General features: G+C 67.1%; 4 protein-coding genes. 1 reads left to right on the top strand and 3 read right to left on the bottom strand.

Annotated features, from left to right (window positions below; all coding sequences use genetic code 11):
* The 3 genes from V9F06_15990 to V9F06_15980 form a co-directional block, all read right to left on the bottom strand.
* Nucleotides 1-205: hypothetical protein (locus V9F06_15990; GenBank protein ID MEI2619105.1), on the bottom strand; the 205-nt coding region annotated here is incomplete at its 3' end.
* 28 nt (nucleotides 206-233) lie between these two features.
* Nucleotides 234-1016 (bottom strand): LLM class flavin-dependent oxidoreductase, encoded by a 783-nt coding sequence (locus V9F06_15985; GenBank protein ID MEI2619104.1) that lies wholly within the window; start codon nucleotides 1014-1016, stop codon nucleotides 234-236.
* On the bottom strand, nucleotides 1016-1807 hold the full coding sequence (locus V9F06_15980) for an LLM class flavin-dependent oxidoreductase (protein MEI2619103.1): 792 nt from the start codon (nucleotides 1805-1807) through the stop codon (nucleotides 1016-1018). Before V9F06_15980 ends, V9F06_15985 begins: the two co-directional genes overlap by 1 nt.
* Nucleotides 1808-1923: 116 nt before the next feature.
* On the opposite strand from V9F06_15980, the gene V9F06_15975 reads away from it, so the two are divergent.
* Nucleotides 1924-3057 carry a YihY/virulence factor BrkB family protein gene (locus tag V9F06_15975; protein MEI2619102.1) on the top strand — a complete coding sequence of 378 codons (1134 nt, stop codon included), beginning with the start codon at nucleotides 1924-1926 and terminating at the stop codon, nucleotides 3055-3057.
* Nucleotides 3058-3177 lie beyond the last annotated feature (120 nt).

Genomic DNA, 3177 nt, shown 5'->3' with positions numbered 1-3177 from the left:
CGCGGATTTCGAATACGCCGATTCCGGTGGCGTGCATGCCGTAGCCGCCTCCGCCATCGCCGTCGTGTCCCGATCCCGCTCCTGCGCCGCCTGATACCTTCGCAACCGGCACGATTATGACGCCACCCTCGTGGATCGGCTCACCAAAGACGCGCTTTACGGTCATTGTGTCGCGTGCCCGTTCGAGGATCTCCAACGCTTGCATGGTGGGGTTCCCTTCTTCCGATGGCCGGCTATTCCGGAGGGGCGCAGGCGTGCAACAGCTCCAGAAGGCCGGCTGGCTCATTGTCGGCGGTAATCGTGCGGACGACGACCTCGTCAACAACAAGCTCGAACGCCGCGAGTCCCGGTTGGAGCATTGCAGCGTCTGTGCCGTAGACAATAGCATCCCGCGCGGTCTGCCCGAAGGCAGAGAGCTCTTTCGCGTACATCCCGCCACCATCGATGTAGCCGAGCTCGGCGTCCATGGCTGCCGCGGCCTGCGGCAGCAGCGCGCAGCGCACGTAGGCAGCGGTGCGCGGGCGTGGCCGGCCGGCATTGCGAGCGGCGTCGTCGACGACTGCGCGCGCAGCGGCTGCCGTCCTGGGGGAGGGCCAGTTGAACAACGCGCCATCAGCAATCTCCCCGGCCAGTGCGCGCATCTTCGGCCCGGTTGCCGCGACGATCACCGGCACATCAAGCGACTGCTTCAAGCTCGTGACCGTTGCCCGGACCGCGCCGAGCGGTCGCGCGGAGTCGCCCGCTCCAAGACCGATCGTCAGCCGATCGACCGGCAGGCCAAGCCGATCGAGGGCATGGGCGATCTCCTCCGGCGTGCGCCGATCGACGCCCAGGACGCCGGTGACCAGCCGAATTGTCGTCGTTGCTCCGGCCGCTGCTGCGAGCACTTCGAGCCCATCCCCGCCGGGGACATCGTTTGACCAGAATGAGGTATAGCCGAGATGTTCCGCAGCGGCAGCAAGCTGCTCGATGACCGCTGGCGGCGTCGTCGAGATGACTCCGAATCCGCGTCCCATCACAGCCCCCCGGTTGTGGGCGCGCAGGCGCGCAGCAGCTCCAGGATGCTCGCGGCGGTGTCGTCGGCGGTGATCGCGCGGACGACCGCCTCGTCGAGCGCCGCTTCGTGCCGGGCCATCCCGGCGCGCAGATCGGCTGGTTCGACGCTGGCGATGATTGTCCCGCCCGCGTCGACCCCCATGCGCGCGAAGTGTTCGGCGTACTTCGGGAAGCTGCCGTAACGGCCGGCCTCCTCGGCGAGTCTGGCCCCGGCCTGCGGCAGAAGCGCGCAGCGGATGAATGCCATCAGCAGCGGGCGGGGCCGGCCAGCGCCGCTGGCCGCGTCGAGAGTCCACTGCCCCGCCAGTGCCGCGAATTCCGGTGTCTGCCAGTTGAAGAGCACCCCCTCGGAGACCTCCCCGGCCAGCGCCGACATCCGCGGGCCGAGCGCGCCGATGATGATCGGCGCGGATACGTGTTGATGAAGGATCTCCACCCCCGCTCGCACCCTGCGTAGCCCCTTCGGGTCGCCACCAGCGCCGACGCCGAGCCAGAGCCGACCCTGTGGCAGGCCGAGCCGCACGACATCGGCGGCGACTGTCTCCGGCGGCCGGCGATCGAGGGCGACGACACCGACGCCGAGCCGGATTCGGTCGGTGACCTCGGCCGCCGCGGCCAGCGCCGCCAGCCCGTCTGCGCCCGGGGTATCGTTGACCCAGAATGACGTATATCCCAACGCCTCCGCCTCGCGTGCGACCTCTCGGGTCACCTCGTGCGCGACGGCAGCGGCGATTCCGAAGCCGCGTCCCATGGGAGCCTCCCTCGTTGGTTCGTGCCGGCCGCAACGACGCATGGCCGGTCGGGGCATGGTATGACAGTTGCATCCAGGGCGGCAGACGGTGCGTGAATTCCGCGGGGAGTTGGTGAATGGCGAACCACACGGGCATGGCCGGCGATGGCAAGACATCGATCGTGATGTTCGTGAAGCGGACGCTGGCGAAGTTTCAGAAGGATGATGTCCCTGAGATCGCGGCCGGCGTTGCCTACCATGCGATCTTTGCGATCCCTGCCACTGATCGCCTTCGTCATCGCGCTGGCCGCATTGCTCAACCAGGTGGCGAACGTGCCGGTGGCCGACCGTCTTATCCAGCTGATCAACGACAACGCTCCGGATCAGACGCGGCAACTGCTGCTGGAGTCGTCGATGGCGCGATCAATCAGGTGAGTGGTGGCGCGGCCCTGTTTGGCGTCCTGCTGACCGCCAGTATTGCGCTCTGGTCCGGATCGAACGGCGTTGCGACGGTGATGAAAGCATTCAACCGCGCCTACGACGTGTCCGAAGACCGAGGCTTCCTGAAGATCAAGCTGATCTCGATCGGGCTGACGGTGGTGGTCGGCGTCCTGGTGGTCCTCGCCTTCGTGATGCTCGTCTTCGGCAGGCCGATTGGCGACGCAATCACCTCCCGTGTCGGCCTCGACGGGGCGTTCAATACGGTCTGGAGCGTCGTCCAGATCGTTGGGCCGATCCTGTTCATCATGCTCGTGCTGGCGCTGCTATTCAACTTCGCGCCAAACGTCAAGCAGAGTTTCCGTCTGATTTCGCCGGGGTCGATCGTTTCGACCGTCCTCTGGATCGTTGTTCTGTTTGGCTTTCGCTACTACGCGATGCTCGCGAATCCGGGCAGCGCCTACGGGACGGTCGGGAGCGTTGTCGTTCTGATGTTCTTCCTCTATCTGAGCTCGATCATCTTCATCACGGGCGCGGTGGTGAATGCGGTTGCCGCCGGCCGCGGCGCTCCGGTCGTGACGGCTGACGCGGCGTCGTCCGGGCTGGCCGTCCAGCAGCCCGATGGGCAGCCAGTCGCTGATGGCCAAGCACGAACCGAGGGAGAAGCCATCCCGTTGACCGCGCCGCTATCTGCCGGCCCGGGGCGGCCGGCGACGAAGCAGCCGCGGAAAGCCCGGCGCGCTCGACTCGTGTCGTCACCGGCGTCGCGACCTTTACTGTCGGCGTGCTCCTGGCGCGCATCGGCCAGGTCGCGGGAGCGCCGGCGCAAGTAGCGATCCCAGCGCGTCGGACAGGCGTGGCGGGTAGGCTCCGGTGGTATCCTTCGCGATCGTGTCCTGTCTGGGGGCCACCGTGGAACTAGCGCCGGAAGCGGCGTCGATGCTTGAGGCGCA

Source organism: Thermomicrobiales bacterium, from assembly GCA_037045155.1.
GTDB lineage: Bacteria > Chloroflexota > Chloroflexia > Thermomicrobiales > CFX8 > JAMLIA01.
The sequence above is the reverse complement of the archived record's forward strand: the minus strand, read 5'-3'. Positions and strand labels throughout refer to the sequence as shown.